Source organism: uncultured Tenacibaculum sp., from assembly GCF_947502995.1.
GTDB lineage: Bacteria > Bacteroidota > Bacteroidia > Flavobacteriales > Flavobacteriaceae > Polaribacter.
Map to the genome: position 1 here is coordinate 108,295 of NZ_CANNBW010000003.1, position 19,372 is coordinate 127,666.

At 30.8% G+C, this 19,372-nt stretch carries 18 protein-coding genes and 1 riboswitch; of the genes, 1 reads left to right on the top strand and 17 read right to left on the bottom strand.

Going from position 1 to position 19,372, the window contains the following annotated elements; translation table 11 throughout:
- Positions 1 to 5: 5 nt before the first annotated feature.
- The 12 genes from Q1A46_RS03295 to Q1A46_RS03350 form a co-directional block, all read right to left on the bottom strand.
- Positions 6 to 2,117, bottom strand: a complete 2,112-nt coding sequence (locus tag Q1A46_RS03295) for a nitrite/sulfite reductase (protein WP_299673924.1) — start codon at positions 2,115 to 2,117, stop codon at positions 6 to 8.
- 11 nt (positions 2,118 to 2,128) lie between these two features.
- The gene (locus Q1A46_RS03300; RefSeq protein WP_095074191.1) at positions 2,129 to 2,476 is read right to left on the bottom strand and encodes a 4Fe-4S dicluster domain-containing protein; all 348 of its coding nucleotides are present in this window, start codon (positions 2,474 to 2,476) and stop codon (positions 2,129 to 2,131) included.
- Positions 2,477 to 2,487: 11 nt separating this feature from the next.
- Positions 2,488 to 3,738, bottom strand: coding sequence for a sulfate adenylyltransferase subunit 1 (locus tag Q1A46_RS03305; RefSeq protein WP_299673926.1), 1,251 nt, complete (start codon positions 3,736 to 3,738; stop codon positions 2,488 to 2,490).
- 101 nt (positions 3,739 to 3,839) lie between these two features.
- Positions 3,840 to 4,775: a sulfate adenylyltransferase subunit CysD gene (gene cysD / locus Q1A46_RS03310; RefSeq protein ID WP_373456494.1), complete on the bottom strand. Its 936-nt coding sequence runs from the start codon at positions 4,773 to 4,775 to the stop codon at positions 3,840 to 3,842.
- Complete coding sequence (locus Q1A46_RS03315) at positions 4,757 to 5,365, bottom strand: phosphoadenosine phosphosulfate reductase family protein (protein WP_299673930.1); 609 nt, start codon at positions 5,363 to 5,365, stop codon at positions 4,757 to 4,759. Before Q1A46_RS03315 ends, cysD begins: the two co-directional genes overlap by 19 nt.
- On the bottom strand, positions 5,362 to 5,616 hold the full coding sequence (locus Q1A46_RS03320) for a DUF2061 domain-containing protein (protein ID WP_299673932.1): 255 nt from the start codon (positions 5,614 to 5,616) through the stop codon (positions 5,362 to 5,364). The genes Q1A46_RS03315 and Q1A46_RS03320 overlap by 4 nt, the downstream gene beginning before the upstream one ends.
- Before the next feature lie 114 nt (positions 5,617 to 5,730).
- On the bottom strand, positions 5,731 to 6,138 hold the full coding sequence (locus Q1A46_RS03325; protein WP_095074201.1) for an Rrf2 family transcriptional regulator: 408 nt from the start codon (positions 6,136 to 6,138) through the stop codon (positions 5,731 to 5,733).
- A 29-nt stretch (positions 6,139 to 6,167) separates the two neighbouring features.
- Positions 6,168 to 7,334 carry an O-succinylhomoserine sulfhydrylase gene (locus Q1A46_RS03330; protein WP_299673934.1) on the bottom strand — a complete coding sequence of 389 codons (1,167 nt, stop codon included), beginning with the start codon at positions 7,332 to 7,334 and terminating at the stop codon, positions 6,168 to 6,170.
- Positions 7,331 to 7,753: an OsmC family protein gene (locus Q1A46_RS03335; protein ID WP_095074204.1), complete on the bottom strand. Its 423-nt coding sequence runs from the start codon at positions 7,751 to 7,753 to the stop codon at positions 7,331 to 7,333. Before Q1A46_RS03335 ends, Q1A46_RS03330 begins: the two co-directional genes overlap by 4 nt.
- Positions 7,754 to 7,758: 5 nt before the next feature.
- Positions 7,759 to 11,142, bottom strand: a complete 3,384-nt coding sequence (thrA, locus tag Q1A46_RS03340) for a bifunctional aspartate kinase/homoserine dehydrogenase I (RefSeq protein ID WP_299673937.1) — start codon at positions 11,140 to 11,142, stop codon at positions 7,759 to 7,761.
- A gap of 23 nt (positions 11,143 to 11,165) precedes the next feature.
- Positions 11,166 to 12,461 (bottom strand): O-acetylhomoserine aminocarboxypropyltransferase/cysteine synthase family protein, encoded by a 1,296-nt coding sequence (locus tag Q1A46_RS03345; protein ID WP_299673939.1) that lies wholly within the window; start codon positions 12,459 to 12,461, stop codon positions 11,166 to 11,168.
- Positions 12,462 to 12,591: 130 nt separating this feature from the next.
- Positions 12,592 to 12,700: riboswitch (SAM riboswitch) on the bottom strand.
- 88 nt (positions 12,701 to 12,788) lie between these two features.
- Entirely contained in the window at positions 12,789 to 13,781 is a 993-nt protein-coding gene (locus tag Q1A46_RS03350; protein WP_299673941.1) for an endonuclease/exonuclease/phosphatase family protein, read from the bottom strand.
- Between the two features lie 110 nt (positions 13,782 to 13,891).
- Here Q1A46_RS03350 and Q1A46_RS03355 point away from each other — a divergent pair, with 110 nt between their 5' ends.
- Positions 13,892 to 14,350 carry a hypothetical protein gene (locus Q1A46_RS03355; RefSeq protein ID WP_299673943.1) on the top strand — a complete coding sequence of 153 codons (459 nt, stop codon included), beginning with the start codon at positions 13,892 to 13,894 and terminating at the stop codon, positions 14,348 to 14,350.
- A gap of 60 nt (positions 14,351 to 14,410) precedes the next feature.
- Here Q1A46_RS03355 and Q1A46_RS03360 read toward each other — a convergent pair whose 3' ends face one another.
- From Q1A46_RS03360 to Q1A46_RS03380, 5 genes are all read right to left on the bottom strand, one after another.
- Positions 14,411 to 15,295 carry a YegJ family protein gene (locus Q1A46_RS03360; RefSeq protein ID WP_299673945.1) on the bottom strand — a complete coding sequence of 295 codons (885 nt, stop codon included), beginning with the start codon at positions 15,293 to 15,295 and terminating at the stop codon, positions 14,411 to 14,413.
- 85 nt (positions 15,296 to 15,380) lie between these two features.
- Positions 15,381 to 15,896, bottom strand: coding sequence for a gamma carbonic anhydrase family protein (locus Q1A46_RS03365; protein ID WP_299673947.1), 516 nt, complete (start codon positions 15,894 to 15,896; stop codon positions 15,381 to 15,383).
- Complete coding sequence (locus Q1A46_RS03370) at positions 15,887 to 16,339, bottom strand: hypothetical protein (protein WP_299673949.1); 453 nt, start codon at positions 16,337 to 16,339, stop codon at positions 15,887 to 15,889. The genes Q1A46_RS03365 and Q1A46_RS03370 overlap by 10 nt, the downstream gene beginning before the upstream one ends.
- Positions 16,336 to 17,064: a LytTR family DNA-binding domain-containing protein gene (locus tag Q1A46_RS03375; protein WP_299673951.1), complete on the bottom strand. Its 729-nt coding sequence runs from the start codon at positions 17,062 to 17,064 to the stop codon at positions 16,336 to 16,338. The genes Q1A46_RS03370 and Q1A46_RS03375 overlap by 4 nt, the downstream gene beginning before the upstream one ends.
- Before the next feature lie 3 nt (positions 17,065 to 17,067).
- On the bottom strand, positions 17,068 to 19,272 hold the full coding sequence (locus tag Q1A46_RS03380; RefSeq protein WP_299673953.1) for a histidine kinase: 2,205 nt from the start codon (positions 19,270 to 19,272) through the stop codon (positions 17,068 to 17,070).
- Positions 19,273 to 19,372: the final 100 nt, after the last annotated feature.

Sequence of the window (19,372 nt, forward strand, 5' to 3'; positions counted from 1 at the left end):
CGTATTTATTTTACTTCTACTTCTAACTTTCTGTACGCATCTACCTTTTGATAAAAACTCTTTGCTTTATTCGCATATGCTTTTGCGAATTCTTCAGTTGGCTCATGTTTATTAATTTCGTAAACCAATTCTTCAAAAGAATCTTCTAAAACGATTCTATTTGTTTCAACAAATACTTTATCAAAATTCGTTATGATTGCTGCTTGAGTATTTGTTTTCACTTTAGATCCTTCTGCTGTTAATAATGCTTTTGCAGTATTCACAATTGATGCATATGAATGGTAAATACTATCTGACCATTTTTGCTCTTGAATTGCAACTTCTGCGTTCACTATTTTTTCTTCACTTTCGAATAAAAGCGTTGCCACTAAATCTATAACTACACCGGCACACTCTCCTACACCAATGGCTTTTACGTATTTTTTATCGTGTCCCCAATCCACAAAGTCATCCTCTGTTAAATCGTCGGTACTTGATAAATGCTTCAGGATATCATAAAAGTAAGTTTTTCCTTTTCTATCGTAATAATTCAAAAAGGTTTCTTGATTATTTTTGTGATTTTCAAAATCATTTAACAGTATTTTTAAAGATTCCGGACCACGCTTGCTTGGTACTTTAATTACTTTATCAGAAAATCGTCCAGCTCCATTTCCTAAAACACCTCCACCTAATAAAATTTGTAAAGCAGGCGCAACTAAATTTCCTGATTTAATTGACATTCCTTGGAAACCAATATGAGCCATATTGTGCTGACCACAAGCATTCATACAACCACTAATTTTGATTGTAATGTCTTTATTGTTTACATACTGTGGATATTCCTTTTTTAGAACACGTTCTAATTCTACTGAAATACCTGTGCTACTAGCAATACCTAAATTACAAGTATCTGTACCTGGACAAGCAGTGATATCTAATAAACTATCATATCCAGCTTCTGCAAAACCAAGTTTATTTAATTCTGTGTAAAAGAATGGTAAAAAAGCTTCTCTTACATGACGAATTAAAATATTCTGACGCAATGTAAATCGTAACTCGTTTGCTCCGTATTTCTTAATTAAATCAGCTAGCTTTCTAGCTTTATCAGTATAAAAATCACCTAAATGTACTTTTATTCCAATAGCAAATAAACCATCTTGTTTTTGCGGAATTACATTTGTAGATTTCCATAAATCATATGCTTCTTGATCTTCAATAGTTACTGTAGGAACTTCTGATGTTTCAAAAACAATTTCATTTTCAAACTCAGTCGTGTCAATAGGATAAGATTGATATGCTAAAGCTCTTTTTTCTTTATCTACTAAATTTAAAAATCCGTCTAAACCTAAATCTTTAACTAAGAATTTTAAACGTGCTTTTGCTCTTTTAGCTCTTTCTCCGTAACGATCGAAAACTCTTAAAACACCTTCTATAGTTGGAATTAATAAATCTGTAGCTAAGAAATCATACATTACATCTGCATGTCTTGGCTGAGAACCTAATCCCCCTGCAAGGACAACTTTAAATCCACGAATTTCTTGATCTCCGATCTTTTTAGTTTTAGCAATAAAACCTAAATCGTGAATAAAACTTAAAGCAGTATCGTTGTCTGTCGCAGAAAAAGACATTTTAAATTTTCTCCCCATTTCTTGACATACAGGGTTTCTTAAGAAAAATTGAAATGTTGCGTGTGCATATGGAGTTACATCAAAAGGTTCTTTCGGATCTATTCCAGCAGTTTCTGATGCAGTTACATTTCTTACTGCGTTTCCACAAGCTTCTCTTAATGTAATATCATCTTTCTCTAATTGAGACCAAAGTTCAGGCGTTCTATCTAAACTTACATAGTGAATCTGAATATCTTGTCTAGTCGTAATATGTAATCTTCCTCTAGAATATTCATCAGACACATCAGAAATACGATGTAATTGTTCGCTAGTTACTTTTCCGTACGGTATTTTTATACGTACCATTTGAACTCCCAACTGTCTTTGCCCATATACACCACGAGCTAAACGTAGACTTCTAAAACGTTCTTCATCTACCTTTCCTTCTTTAAAAAGTCTAATTTTTTTTTCTAATTCCAAGATGTCTTTTTCAACAACTGGATTTTCTATTTCGCTTCTAAAACTTTGCATGGTAATAGGGTTTAATTATGCAAAAATTGCTGCTTGTTTAATAATTCTTCTTCGGTTTCTACATGATTCTCATCAGGAACACAACAATCAACAGGACAAACTGCTGCACATTGTGGCTCTTCGTGAAACCCTTTACATTCTGTACATTTATCTGGTACAATGAAATAATATTCATCAGATATAGCTTCTTGATCATCTTCAGCATTCAGCTTAATTCCATTCAATAATTCAATATCTCCTTCTAAAGAAGTTCCTTGACCGTAATTCCAGTCTTCGGCTCCTTCGTAAATCGCTGTATTCGGGCACTCTGGCTCACAGGCACCACAATTGATACATTCGTCTGTTATAATAATTGCCATTTCCTGTTTTTTTAATTGATGAAACCTACACCTGAAGTATTATTTGTTTTCGGATTGATTAAGATAAAAGCTCCATTCGCCTTGTTTTCTTCATAACTATCCACAAATAATGGTTTGCTTACTTTCAGGCTAACTTTCCCTATTTCATTCAGGGAAAGTTTTGAAGGGTTTTCATCTTCGCCCGAAAAGTCAGTATTAATAATTGTATCTAGACTTGTAATCTTAGCTTGAGCATCGTTTACTCCATGCTTGATATAATATTTTTCTGAAGCTTGTAATGGCGTACTATCCATCCAACAAATCGTAGCTTCTAATTGTTTTACAACTTTAGGTTCTTGACCAGTTTTCACTAACATATCACCTCTACTCACATTCACATTGTCTTCTAATGTTATGCTTACAGAACTACCACTTTTAGCTTGTTCGAATTCTTGATCAAAAAACTGAATACTTTTTACTTTAGATTTTGTTTCTGAAGGCAATACGGTAACTTCATCTCCAACTGCTAAATCTCCTCCGTATAATTTCCCAGCATAACCTCTGTAATCGTGATAGTCATCTGTTTTAGGACGAATTACGGTTTGTACAGGAAAACGTACTTTAAAATCAGAATCTTGTTCCTCTTCTACATGTAAACCTTCTAAATATTCTAATAAGCTTTTACCAGTATACCATGGAATATTATTTGATGCAGTAACTACATTATCTCCATGTAAAGCTGAAACTGGTACAAAAGTTAAATTTTGATCTTGATAGCCGCTTTTCTGAGCTAAATACTCAATTTCTCCTTTAATCTGATTGAATTTCTCTTCAGAATAATCTACCAAGTCCATTTTATTCACTGCAATAACAACTTCTTTTACTCTAAGTAGATTATTGATAAAGAAATGACGATATGTTTGCTCTACCACTCCATTTCTAGCATCTACTAAAATTATAGACGCTTGAGAATTTGACGCTCCAGTAACCATATTTCTAGTGTATTCGATATGTCCAGGACTATCGGCTACAATAAAACTAGTTCTTGGTGTAGAAAAATAAATATGTGCTACATCGATTGTAATCCCTTGTTCTCTTTCTGCCACTAAACCATCAGTAGCTAATGAAAAATCTAGATAATCAAATCCACGCTGTTTACTTTTATCTTCAATTGCTTGAAGTTTATCTTCAGTCAATGAATTTGTATCATATAAAATTCGTCCTATTAATGTGCTCTTTCCGTCATCTACACTTCCTGCTGTTGCTATTTTTAGTACGTTCATCTTTTTAATATTGATAGAGAGCTTTAGACTGTAAGAATTTTATAAATAATCCCCAAAACAATAATTTCTTACAGTCTTTCACCCCATAAATTTTGTAATCTTTAAAAGTATCCTTGTTGTTTTCTTTTTTCCATTGCAGCTTCAGATCGTTTATCATCTATTCTAGCGCCACGTTCTGAAATTTTAGAATCTCTAATCTCTGCAACTACAGATGCGATATCTACAGCATCTGATAAAACTGCTGCAGTACAACTCATATCTCCAACTGTTCTGAACCGAACCATTCTTTGCTCTACTTTTTCATCTTCATCTCGATATACAACTCCATCATTTGCAGACCAAATCAGTCCGTCTCTTAAGAAAGTTTCACGTTGATGTGCAAAGTATATGGAAGGAATTTCAATAGCTTCCTTTTGGATATATGACCACACATCTAACTCTGTCCAATTTGAAATAGGAAATACACGAACATTCTGACCTAAATCTATTCTTCCATTTAACATATCGAATAATTCTGGTCTTTGATTTTTTTCATCCCATTGACCGAAATCATCACGAACTGAGAAAATTCTTTCTTTTGCTCTTGCTTTTTCTTCATCTCTTCTTGCACCACCGATACACGCATCGAATCCGAATTCTTCAATTGCATCTAGTAAAGTTTCTGTCTGTAAAATATTTCTACTCGCATACTTACCCGTTTCTTCTTTTACTTTACCAGCATCTATATTATCTTGAACATTACGAACGATTAACTCAACTCCTAATTCTTCAACTAATCGATCTCGAAACTCAATAGTTTCAGGAAAATTGTGTCCTGTATCGATATGCATTAAAGGGAATGGAATTTTTGCTGGGTAAAAAGCTTTTTGAGCTAATCGTACCAAGGTTATACTATCTTTTCCTCCAGAAAATAACAGTACAGGTTTTTCAAACTGAGCTGCTACTTCTCTTATGATATAAATTGCTTCACTTTCTAATGCTCCTACTCTAATTACATCCGTATTCATAATCATGTTTTTTAAATATGTAAACCACATTCTCTATTACTCTCTACTTTAGTTGGATCGAAATACTTAAACTCGTTAGGTAAATCGAACTGAGCTAAATATTGATTTAACTTTTCGTCTGAAAAATTGTAAAAAGGACTTACTTTTATCACTCCATCTTTACTAACAGAAACAGTATCAATACTATCTCTAAAAGCAGTTTGGCCTTTCCTTAAATTTGTAAACCAAACATCTGGTTGATGTTCGTTCATTGCTCTTTTGAAAGGTTCTAGTTTTACTTGCTCTGTAAAAACAGCATGATTTGGATCATCTACACTTGGGAAACCTAAAACAACATTTCTGTGGGCAACAGTTTGCTTTGGCACATATAACTTTACATTTAAACTTAATTTTTCTATAAGTTCTTCTGCATGTTTATAAGTTTGAGGCGTATTATAACCTGTATCACACCAGACAACAGGGATATCTTTCTGTTCAGTTACCACTAAATGTAAAATTGCACTTTCGTATGGTCTAAAATTAGTTGTTACCACTGGTCTTTTAGCTACTGATAACGCCCAATTCACAATCTCTTGAGGAGATTTTCCTTTTAACTCTTTATTAATATTTTCTATATTCATTTTCTACCCCATTTGATGCTATTCCAAACTCTTTCATGAAAAAAATACAACAGCATTTTAGTTACTAATTCAATTCCTCCGATTGATAATGCCGTATCTACTTCTCCTGTAATTAACCAAGAAATTACGATTGTATCTATAGTACCGACTGCTCTCCAACTAATTGATTTTATAACACTTCGTATTGGTTTTTCGGAGTATCTATCTTCCTTAAAATTCGATTTATCTTCTATTACTTGTTCAATTATCATTTTCAAAACACATTTACCCTATCGGAATAGTAGGTTTATAAGACAAATATACATATGATTCATTAATATCAAAGTAAAAATCAAAAAATTAACACTATTGTAATATTTGTTTAACTAAACTAGATCAGCAAGTGTAGTATTACGTAAGACATGTAACGTATTATCACGTACTTGAATCATTAATTTATGTACTGCACATGCTTGTTCATCTGGACAATCATCACATTTTTCATAAAAATTCAAACTTACACATGGTACCATTGCAATTGGGCCTTCAAGAGTTCGGATTACTTCTGTCATTTTAACCTCAGAAGGTTCTTTGATCATATAATATCCTCCGCCCTTTCCTTTTTTGGCTCCTAAAACACCTGCTTTTCTTAAGGTAAGTAATATACTTTCTAAAAATTTATGAGATATATTTTCACTTTCAGAAATTGTTGCAATCTGAACCTTTTCTCCTTTTTCTTGCTTCGCAATAAAAGTTAAAGCCTTAATCCCATATTTTGTTTTCTTAGAAAGCATACTACAAATATATACTTTCTTATAGATTTTTACACTTCTAATGCCTGTTTTAGATCTTGAATAACATCATCAACAAATTCTAATCCTATAGAACTACGCACTAATCCATCTGTAATTCCAACTTCTAATCGATCTTCTTCGCTTAATTTACTGTGAGTTGTAGAAGCAGGATGTGTTACAATTGTTCTTGAATCTCCCAGATTTGCAGATAAAGAACATAATTTTATTTTATTTAAAAACTTTCTTCCAGCTTCGATTCCTCCTTTAATTTCAAAAGCTACAATATTACCTCCTAATCTCATCTGCTTTTTAGCCACTTCATATTGAGGATGCGATGGTAAAAAAGGATATTTTACAAAATTTACCGCTGGATGTGCTTCTAAAAATTGAGCAACTTTTAATGCATTTTCACAATGTTTATCTACTCGAACAGCTAAAGTTTCTAAACTTTTAGATAAAACCCAAGCATTAAATGGTGACATCGCCGGACCAGTATTTCTAGAAAACAGATAGATTTCTTTAACAAGCTCTGCTTTTCCTACTGTAACCCCACCTAAAACTCTACCTTGTCCGTCAATCAATTTTGTTGCTGAATGAATTACCAAATCTGCTCCGAATTTTATCGGGTTTTGTAAATATGGTGTTGCGAAACAATTATCTATCACCAATAACAAATTATGTTTTTTAGCAATTTGAGATAAAGCTTCTAAATCCAAAATATCTACTGCTGGATTTGTAGGTGATTCTGCATATAAAATTTTAGTATTCGGTTGAATTAAACTTTCAACTTTATCTAATTCATTAACTTTAAAATAACTAGTTTCTATATTCCATTTTGGCAAATACTTCGTAAATAAACTATGTGTAGAACCAAAAACAGAACGCGAAGAAACAATATGATCTCCAGCACTTAACAATGCTGCAAATGTTGAAAACACAGCGCCCATTCCTGTAGCAAATGCATAACCTGCTTCTGCTCCTTCCATTGCAACAATTTTATCTACAAACTCTGTAGTATTCGGATTAGAAAATCTACTATATAAATTTCGTTGCTTCTCTTCTGCAAAAGATGCTCGCATATCTTCTGCATCATCAAAAACAAAACTTGATGTTAAATATAATGGTGTAGAATGCTCTGAAAACTGTGAACGTTCTGTTTGAATTCTTACTGCCTGTGTTTCAAAATTCCTACTCATATCTCTTCGTTATTCAAAATAATTTTATAATTAATTTTAGCTGTTTGCTCTATAATCTTAGCTACAGAACAATATTTTTCTACTGCTAAACTTGTTGCCTTTTTTACTTTTGCACTACTTACGGTTCCATTAAAACTATACGTAATGGTGATATCTTGAAAAATTGCTGGTATTTCATCTTCTTTACGAGTAGCGTCTATTGAAACATTATAATCGAAATCGTAAACCTTTTGTTTGTTTAGAATTTTTACGACATCGATACTACTGCAACTTGCCAGACTTACTAACATTAATTCCATCGGACGAATAGCATTTACTGAAGTTTCATCTTGAGTTTGCCCCACTAATAATGAATAACCCGTTTGATTTTTTGCTTCAAATAATAGGTGTTTGTTATAATTTTTTAGTTGAATGTTCATTTGTTTTATTTTTTTGTTAATCGTAAAATATCTCCGAATACACCTCTTGCTGTAACTTCTGCTCCAGCTCCAGCTCCTTGAATAACTAGCGGTTGATCTCCATAAGATTCTGTATAAATTTCAAATATGGCATCAGATCCTTTTAAGCTTCCAAGTGGTGTGTCTTTAGCTACAGAAACTAGTTTTACATCTAATTCTCCTTTATTTTGTTGTAAGTCTCCATGTAAATCTCCGATGTACCTTAGTACATGATCTTCTTTTTGACCTGACTTTTCTTTAGTGTAATACGGATCTAACTTTGTAGTATTTGATAAGAAATCTTCAACACTTCCAGATCTTAGTTCTTCTGGAATTAAATTCTGAATTTGAATATCTTCAAACTCATTTTCTAAATCTAATTCTCTGGCAAGGATTAAAAGTTTTCGGGCTACATCATTTCCACATAAATCTTCTCTAGGATCTGGCTCTGTATATCCATTTTTAATAGCTTCGGATAACACTTCTGAAAATGAAGTTTCTTCTTCAGAAAATGTATTGAAAATAAAACTTAATGATCCTGAAAAAACACCTCTAATTCTTGTAATATTTTCTCCAGAATCGTGTAATAATTTTATTGTATCGATTAATGGTAATCCTGCACCTACATTGGTTTCGTAGAGATATGTTTTTTTATTTTCTTCTAAAACATCTCGTAATTCTTTATAGAAAGAATGTGCAACTGTATTGGCTATTTTGTTAGATGAAACTAAATCGAAACCTGCTTTTACTAGAGGAATATAATTGTGTACAAAATTTTTACTGGCGGTATTATCAACAGCAATTAAGTTTTCTAAATGATGTGCTTTTGCAAAGCTTATAACTTCTTCTATACTATTACTTGTATCGCTATTATCCAGATTGTCTTTCCAATTTTCATCTACTCCGTTTTTACTTAACAATACATTTTTAGAATTGGCTACAGCAAAAATATTTAACTGAACTTTTCTTCTTTCCAAGATGTTTTTTGCACTTGCTAAAATTTGTTCAATTAAGGTTCCACCAACTAAACCTTTTCCAAAAATTGCAATATTTATTTTCTTTGCTACTCCGAAAACTTGACCGTGAATTACATTAACAGCTTTGTGCAATTCTTCCTTTTTTACCACCAAACTCACATTCTTCCCAGAGATTGTATTATTGAATAATAATGGAACAATTTGATTCTGAATTAAAGCATTGTATGGTAAATGGAATTCGCTAAGATCTTGACCAATAATTGAAATAACAGCAACATTATTCACTATTGTGATTTGATTAACATCTTTAGTAATTAAGTCTTGTGCAAATTCTTGTTCTAAAGCTTTAACTGCTAATTCTGATTTTTCTTTATCAACCACCAATCCAATTCCTCTTTCGGAAGAACCTTGAGAAATAATACTAACGCTTATTCCATGATTTCCTAAAGATTTAAAAATACGTGCATCAACTCCGATTTTACCTAACAAACCTCTTCCTTCAAAATTTATTAAAGCTACATTTTCTAATACTGAAATTGACTTTATTCCTTTAGTCTTACTCTTTGAAGTAATTAAAGTCCCATCATCTTTAGGATTAAACGTATTTAAAATTCTAAGATTTATATTCTTTTCTATTAACGGAATAATTGTTTTTGCATGCAGAATATTCGCTCCGAAATTTGCTAACTCATTAGCTTCAGAAAATGAAAGTTCTTCAATCTTTTTAGCTTCACTAACCAAATCTGGATTTGCCGTAAAAATTCCATCAACATGAGTATAATTCTGTAACTCTTCTGCATCTAAATAATTTGCCAATAAAGACGCTGTATAATTACTTCCATTTCTACCTAAAGTAGTAGTTTCATTCTTTAAGTTTGACGCGATAAAACCAGAAACAATATTTACTGTACTTCCATTATGTTCTTTGAAATGATTTACAACATTCTCTTTAGAAAGTGTATCTATAGGTTGTGCATTTCCGAAACTTTCATCAGTTTTTAGTAAAATTCTAGCATCTGTTGCATGAGCTGGAATTCCTCTTTGCTGTAATAATTCTGTTACTGTTTTTATAGAAATTAACTCACCTTGTGCTAAAACCTCGTCTTTTGTTTTATTACTATAATCACCTAATAAGCTTACACCTTCAAACAATTTTTCTAGTTTATTAAATTCATTAGAAAAATCTAATAATGGTGTAATTTTAGTTTGTTCGTATTTAAAAGCTTCTAATTGCTCTTGATAGGTTTCACTTTTTGAAGCGCGCTCTAAAATTGATTCTAACTCATTTGTAGCATTTCCTCTAGCAGAAACAACAACAGCAATATGCTCTCCTTTATTTATTTTATTTTCTATAATATTGATGACATTATCAATTCCTTGATTTGATAATGATTTCCCTCCAAATTTTAAAACTTTCATCTTTTTAGCTTTAGAACTTTCTTTAAAAATTGATCCGAATATTTTTTCTAGCTGTTCATATTCAATTAAAAACGCATCGTGTCCGTGTACTGAATTAATTTCATTGTACGTTACATTAGGATGTTTTTGTGCTAACTTTTTATGCGTTTCTCTATTTTCTTCCGCAGTAAAAAACAAATCAGAATCCACTCCAATAATGTGAATATTAGCTTTAATGTTTTCTAAAATATCTTCTGTGTTTTTACCTTGAGTTACATCAATCGTTTTTAACAACTGATTCATTAATTTATATGAAGCCAATTGATAACGCTCTTGTAATTTTTTTCCATGATGTAACAACCAACTTTCTACATTAAAAATTTGTAAACTCTCGTTTTTACTTCTTTGAAATCGTTGTTTAAACGAGGCTGGTGTTCGATAACATAACATCGCATGAATTCTAGCATCGTGAACTGGGTTTTTAGAATTGGTTAAAAACAATTCTTGAATTTGACAATTGGCAATTAACCAATCTGTAGATTTCCAATCTGTTGCTATAGGAATTAAATGTTCTGTTATTTCTGGTTGTAAAACTGCCATTTCCCAAGCAATTCCACCTCCTAAAGACCCCCCAATTAGAGCAAAAAGTTTTTCTATATTCAACTCTTTTAAACCTTGAATAAAGATTTGAGCGACATCTCTTGCTATAAAACTTTTATACTCATCAATTAAAAAATCGTCGTAGCCATTACCTGGAATATTGAAACATAAAATGGTATACTTATTTGTATCAATAATTTTATGCTCACCAATTATGTCTTTCCACCAACCGTCTTCTCCAGCAACATTACTATTTCCTGTTAACGCATGATTTACTAAAATCACTGGTGCTTCATGAAGTGATTGTCCAAAAAGCTGGTAAGACAAACGAATTGGTATTGTCTTACCACTTTCTGTGATATAACTAGGTAAATTAATATGGCCTAATGTGTGCATTGTACTATGAACTTAGAAACAAATTATTCTTGAACTACTAACTGATTTACAGCTTTAAAAGCTTCTTTTAAATCAGATTTTAAATCTTCAACATTTTCTAATCCTACTGAAAGTCGAATTAAATCTTGCGTTACTCCTGTTGCTTCTTGTTCTTCATCACTCAACTGCTGATGTGTTGTACTTGCTGGATGAATTATTAAAGATTTTGTATCTCCAATATTTGCTAATAATGAGAATAACTTCGTATTATCTGCTATAGTCTTTGCCGCTTCATATCCTTTTTTAGCTCCAAATGTTACAATTCCACTTTGACCTTTTGGTAAATATTTATCCGCTAAAGCTTTGTATTTATTTCCTTCTAAACCTGGATAATTTACCCAAGCTACTTCATCTTGTTCTTGTAACCATTTAGCTAATTCTAAAGCATTTTCACTATGTTTTTGAATTCTTACAGGTAAGGTTTCTAAACCTTGAATGATTTGAAATGCATTGGTTGGACTTAATGCTCCTCCAAAATCACGTAATCCTTCTAAAATTAATTTGAATGTAAATGATGCAGCTCCTAAAGTCTCGTAATATTTTAATCCGTGGTAACCAGCAGAAGGCTCAGTAAATTCTGGGAATTTACCATTATCCCAATCAAAATTTCCGGCATCAACAATTACTCCTCCAAGAGAATTTCCTTGTCCGCCGATATATTTTGTTAAAGAATGAATAACAATGTTTGCGCCGTATTCAATTGGATTCAATAAAGATGGTGTAGCAACTGTATTGTCTACGATAAAAGGAACTTTCGCCTTTTTAGCTTCAGAGGAAATATTCTCAAGATCTAATACATCTAACTTCGGATTCCCTAACGATTCCGCAAAAAATGCTCTTGTATTTTCTTGTACTGCATTTCCGAAATTTTCAGGATCTGATGGATCAACAAAAGTAGTTGTAATTCCTAATCTTGGTAAAGTTACTTTTAGTAAATTATAGGTTCCTCCGTATAAACTACTAGAAGCTACAATATGATCTCCGGCTCTTAATAACGTTAATAATCCTGTTGAAATTGCTGCTGTTCCCGAAGCAAAAACTACTGCTCCCACTCCACCTTCTAAAGCCGCTAAACGTTCTTGCAAAATTTGATTTGTTGGATTATTTAAACGTGTGTAAATAAATCCTAATTCTTTTAATGAAAATAAATTAGCTGCATGATCTGCATTATTAAACACATATGAAGTGGTTTGATAAATTGGAACAGCTCTTGTTCCTCCTGTTTGTGTTACATCATGCCCGGCATGTAATGCATTTGTTTCGAATTGTAATGTACTCATTTTTCCTACTTTTTTGAGTTAATAAAAAATTAATCTAAAAAGTCAAACCACACCGTTTTACGATGCCGCATATAGAAAAATGTTATTAAGAAAAAATAAGACGTTTCGTTAAGTTAATAGAAAGTCTATTTTGTTATCTATCCCGATATTTTTTGGGTAGAATTTAGCACCTTCTTTGACTGAGCAAAGGGTTGCTAAGGTTTCACAGGGTCTATTCCCTCCACCTTTCTTGATAACATTATCGATAAGTGTTTGAACTTTACGTTTGCAAATATTCAATCATAAAAACTTAAAATCCAAATTTTTCGATACTTTTTTACAAAAAAATTATTTTAGTTTGAATTTCATCAACAATGGAAGATGATCTGAAACTTGTCCGAACTCCTTTAAAACTCTAGCCTCAACAGGAACTATATTATTCGAAGTATAAAAAATATAATCTAATCTTTTATGAGGTTTATCACTATCATAAGTAAAATCATATTTTTCTTTTGAAAAAGTAGCATTTCCAATATTTGGAATATTAAAAATCTCTAGGATTGCTGCGTCTTTAAAAGCAGGATCGCTATTAAAATCACCCACTAAAATAGTTGGATAATTCTTAGCATATGTATTAAATAACTCTACTACCTTTTTCACATGTTTTATACGTGTATTTTTATCAAAAGCTTCCAAATGAACATTCAAAAGGATTACTTCTTTTCCTTTTATATTCACTTTTGTAACCTGTACTAATCTATCTAAATAAAAAGCATCTCTGTAAAAAGGATTATCCTTAACTCTTTCCAACACAATTCTAGAATAATCACTCAAACTGTACTTACTTAAAATCGACTGACCAGAAACTACTTTACCGAAATTTACATTTGGTAAACCGTATGGAAAAGGCACATATTTTTTATCCCAATTTACAGCTCTAGCAATATGATTATAACCTAATTTGGCGATCTCTTCTTCTTGATTTACTCTAAATGAACGACCTGAATTATAATCAATTTCTTGAAAAGCTATAATATCTGGATTCAATCTTTCAAACTCTAGTTTAGCTTTATTTAAATTTTTAGTGAAAAATTCTTTCGTTTTAGCTATTGGTTTATTGTTTGTCATTCCGCTTAAATACCCAATATTATATGTTATGATACTATGTATTGAATCACTTTCATATTTCGTCTCTAAAGTATTTGTTAGTAGTTTTTCGTAATCTTCTTTAGGTAAAGAAGCACTTGAGCCCCAGAAGTAAAAAGAGACAAATAACACTAAGAATACAGCTAAAGTTTTTAGTAAAACAGAAAATAATCTTTTAAAAATAGGTTTACTCATATTGTTTTTATAAAGGATGACTAATATACATATAAAGTTTTTTTACTCTGTAATTAAACCTTTTTAGAAATGCTAAGTCTTAGAAGTATAAATAAATATATTAAAAAAGTATGAAGAAAGTAGTAGCAATCGCACTAGTTTTTGGTTTTGTCTTAACTAGTTTCGCACAAAAGAAAAAAAGAAGAGGTGATGATTTTTCTGTTGAACAAAAAACAGAATTAACACTTAAAAAAATGACGTTACGATTAGACTTATCTGAACGTCAACAAAATAAAATCCGACCTCTATTAGCTGAACAAATTGCAAAACGTACAGAGTTTAAAAAAAATCATAAGGCTAAAAGAAAAGAAGCTAAAAAACTAAGCAAAGAAGAGCGTTATGAAAGACAAATGGCACATTTAGATAGAAAAATTGCTTTTAAAAATTCAATGAAAGAAATCTTAAACAGTAAGCAATATGAGCAATTTGAAAAGATGAATGGTAGACGAGCTCATAAAATGAAGAGAAAAATGAAGATGAAAAAAAGAAAAAGACATGAAGAGCAAATGAATGCTCCTGAAAGAGCATAGTAGTTTGATAATTGGTTTTTAGTAAAACCCCAATTCATTACTGAATTGGGGTTTGTTTTTCTAGCTTTCTCCGTTTAAAACTTTCCACTCACCATTTTCTCGATATGTATTTACTTTATCTAAGGTTCTTCTGCCATCAGGAAAAGTACAATACTCAGTTACTAAACAATGATCTTCTGATTTAAACTCTCTTCTAAATGCTCTTTTAACATTATTAAAATCTGGCATTCCGTTTTCTTGCATATGCTGTACAAAAGACAATTCTATGACTTCTGCTGTTTTATCTAAAATTTCGTCATCCATTGGAAGATTTGTCATATTACCTAACATAAACTCAGCTTCTTTTCTAAAGTTCTTACAAATTAAAGCTTTAGACAAATTATTTTCATTATAAGCTTCTTCAATAGATAAAATGGCTCCTTCAGGAGTGTTAAAATCTACGGGGAAATGATCTTCCCCTTCGTCTATAATCATTCCTAAACTTTGATCAAACTCAGGAAGTTCCTCTTCTGAAAGTCCATCACGAATTGCTCTAATTGTATAACCACCGATTAAACGAGCATTCTCAATAATCATCCAATCTGAAACTTCATTTTCAGCAACACCAATTTTTTGCCCTAAAGAAACATTAGAAATATCGGCAGGTTCATTTCCTACAACACCGTAAATATTTCCATCATCATCGTAACTAGGTTCACCTAACCAAATATGTTCGATAATACCATTCTCTTCGATTTTAGCTTTTACTGAAAAATATAATTGATCTTCTCTTGGTGCTGCTATGGAAGATTTAAAATAATGAAGTGTTAATCTTGCTTTTTCCATTGCCCAATTCATTCTATCATCTTCATCTGCTATGTAATGAACATCTGGTTGATCTTCTCTTTCTAGAACTACTTTTTCTTTTTCGTTTTTCTTTCCGAATAGCTTTTTAAAAATTCCCATTGCTGTTATTTAATTGTTTATTGATTATCTTCTGTAATATAAGAAAAAGTACAATGCAGAATTTATTATTTTCTATTGGTTATTTCTATTCTTTAAACCAACTTGCATATTTCACATAGTTGTTAGCGATTCTATCTACTTCACCAGAAGTTAATTCCGGAGAAATATCTTTTACTTTTTTTGCAGGAACGCCAGCGTAAATACTTCCACTTTTTACGTGGGTATTTTTAGTAACTACTGCTCCGGCTGCAATAATAGTGTTACTTTCTATTACACAATCATCCATAATAATACTTCCCATACCGACTAAAACATTATCATGAATTGTACAACCATGTACAATCGCATTATGTCCTATAGATACATTATTTCCAATTGTTGTCGGAGATTTTTCATATGTTGCGTGAATTACTGCTCCGTCTTGAACATTCACTTTATTTCCCATTTTTATAAAGTGAACATCTCCTCTAATTACAGCATTAAACCATACACTACATTGTTCTCCCATTGTTACTTCTCCTACAATAGTTGCGTTTTCGGCTGTAAAACAATCTTTTGGTATTTGAGGTTCTTTACCTCTTACAGATTTTATTATTGGCATTTTATAATCTTAAGCTTATTATTATTCCACTCTACTATTCTAAACGTTTTCTTTTCTCTAACAACTTTATTCTCTCTCCATGGCCACTTAGTAGTTTCAAAATCAATTGTTATTAAATTTATATCTAATTTATAACTATGAGCTCTTTTTTTAGATTCACCAACAGGACAAAATACGTTATTTCTATATAAAATTGTTCCATTCTTTCTGAATCTTATTTTTTCTCCAAATAAATTCTTTTTCTTCTTTTTTAAAATTTTAGCTTCACTTAACCCTCTAAAATTAGTATCCGGTTTTTCCTTAGGTAAAAAACAAATGGAGTCATTTTCAAACCAATGAGAGATTTTCCAATCTTTTCCTGTTAAAATTTTTAATGAATCTAGCTCTTGTGACTCACAAAAAAAAGCCATTAATAAAATAAATAAGGTACTTATTTTAATCATTTAAAATACGCCAATAAGTTTCCTTTCTTAGAAGCAGAAACTAACACTTCTTTTCCGTTGATTAATTCTACACTTCCTCCTTTTCCTTTTTTATACTTTGTGATATGATTTATGTTTACCATATAAGATTTATGAATTCTAGCGAAAGGATACTCTTTTAAAACTTCTTCAAAATGTTTTAAAGTTTTACTTACTATTTTCTTAGAGTTAGAAAAATGAATTTCTGTATAATTATCATCTGCTTTACAAAAAATAATATCTTCTACATTAATTACTTCAAAACCATCTTGAAGTGGAATGGTAATTTTTCCTTTTATTGTTCTACTTGGAGTTAAAACTTTATTCTGTAATTGATTTTCTTTTTCTTTGATTTCTAATACTAAATTCACAGATTTTATTAATTCATCTATAGAAATTGGTTTTAATAAATAATACGTTGCTTGGTTATTTAATGCTTCAATTGCATAATGGTCGTAAGCAGTTACAAAAATAGTTTCGAAAGTTTTATCTTCTACCTTCTCTAACAAATCAAAACCATTACCAAAAGGCATTTCAACATCTAAAAAAACAAGATCTAGTTCATGTTGCTGAATCAATTCATAAGCTTCTTCAATATTACTCGCCTCTCCCATTAATTCGATACTTGGGCAATATTTTTTTACATAATTCTTAAGAATTTCTCTACTGATTTGCTCATCTTCAACAATAATAGTTTTTAATTTCATAACTTATTTTTTTAGGGTTAGTTCTACTTTGGTTCCACTTCCGTCTTCTAAAAGATCTGTTATAATTACATCTACTTTATCTTGGTACATATCATTTAAAATAGCTATTCTATTTTTAATTGTACTCATTCCTTTAGATTTTTGTTTTAGTTGATTTTTCGTCTTCATTTCCAAGGATCTTTTCCTTCCTATTCCGTCATCTTCAATAACAATGGTAACTGAATTATAATCTTTCTTTTTAATTGCTATAGTTAAATTTCCTTTTTCTTTTTTATAACGTAAACCATGCCAAATTGCATTTTCTATATAAGGTTGTAATAACATTGGAGGAATTTTAAATTCATCTAAGTTTATGCCCTCATCAACATTTATTGTATAATCGAATTTATCTCTAAATCGATTGTGTTCTAATTTTACATAAAGCTCTAATAATTCTATTTCCTTTGTAAAAGGAATAAAATCTTCATCAGAATTCTCTAATACGGAACGCATTAAAGCTGAAAACTCTGATAAATATCTGTTCGCATTTCTCTCATCATTTACTGCTATAAAACTATTTACAGAATTTAAAGCATTAAATATAAAATGCGGATTCATTTGTGAACGCATAGACTTTAAAGCCAACAAGTTATTAGCTAATTGTTGTTTTTGATTTGCTCTATGCTTGTAAAAAGTTAATAAAGTCATTAAAACCAAACTTCCCACTAAGGAATAAATTACAATTAATTGTGTTTTACTTTTTGCTTTAGTTAATTGTTCTTCTTTAATAGCTAAACTTACTTTACTATCTGAAAGTTCATTATTTCTCTCTAGGACTTTAATACGACTTTGATAATCTGAAATTTTCTTTGTTAACCTTTTTGCTTGATAAATTTCTTGTTCTTTTCTGATGTATAATGAATCAACAATATCTACATAGTTTCTATATGTTTGAATTGCTTTTACATGTTGACCAACTGTTGCATATACTTCTGATAATTTTCTAGTCGCATGTTTTTGAACTTCTAAATCTTCTTTCTCTCCAGCTTCTTCAACACTCTTTTCTAAATACTCGATTGCTTCGGTATAGTTCTCTTTTTGCACGTAAGCATTTCCAATTTTATAGTTCAGTTTTTGTGAAGTTAATGAATCTGTATTTGTTTCAGTTTTATCATCTGTAGGAATAGAAAATGACTTATTATCTAAATTATCTACTTCATTTTTAATTTTAGCTTTATCTACACTTTTTAAAAGTTCTTTTCTTAATTTGATTTCATTATCATACTGCCTTGTTTCATTATAAAAATCTGCAACTTCCTGTTGAACTTTTAATGCAGGCTCTTTAGGTAATTCAGAAGCTTCTCTAAGCGTATTTAATGTTATAGTATTAGCTTCTCTTAAGTTTCCTTGCTTCGCATAAATGTTAGCTAACTTAGTATTAAGATCTAATGTTTCATTGTCTATAGACTTATCTTTAGCTAATTTTAAAGCTCTTTCAAAATACTTTTTAGCTTCTTTATCTTTATTCTGTTTAGCTAGCGCATCTCCCAATCCTTCTAAAACCTGAATTTTATCGTAATTACTTAAGTTTTCATTTTCTAGCAATTTATATGATATTTCACTGTCTTCATACTTCTTCGCTAAAAACTGTGTTTTTGCTAATTGTAATCTAGTCTCCTCTTTATCAAAAATTTGTAATGATATTTTATAATTACTAATTGCAATGTCGTATTGCTTCCAAAAGAAATAAATATCACCTAAAACTTTATAGGTGTTCGCATTTCTCTTTTTAGATTCATTTGCTTCTAAAGCTTCTTCGATGAAAGAAATACTTCTATCTAAGTTTTTCTCTTTATAATACAGTGCAGAATCCATGATCTGCTTGTAATCCTTTGATATTGCTTTTCTTTTTATAAATTTTCGAGAACTCGATTTTGTTTTACCTCTCTTTGAATAACGAGGATTATCTCTAACCTCTATAGTAATATCATCTTTTACATCTATAGTTTTTCGAACGGTTTCAAAATCTGGATGTCTGACAACCAATTCATCATTAATTCTAGCTTTTAAACGGTAATACCCATTAATATCGCTTATAGAAGTCGTAAATGCATTTATACTAACTTGAGCATTTCTTATGTATTCATTATTCTCAGTATCGAAAATCCTTACTCTTAATTCAAATCCGCCTCCTTTATCCAATACTGGTCCCTGAGATTTTACTTTCAAGGTACTTAAGGTTAATATGATAAATGCTATATAATATTTTAATTTCACTTTCAATTCATCTTAATAAATAGTATGTAAACTTATCACCAAAAAATCAATA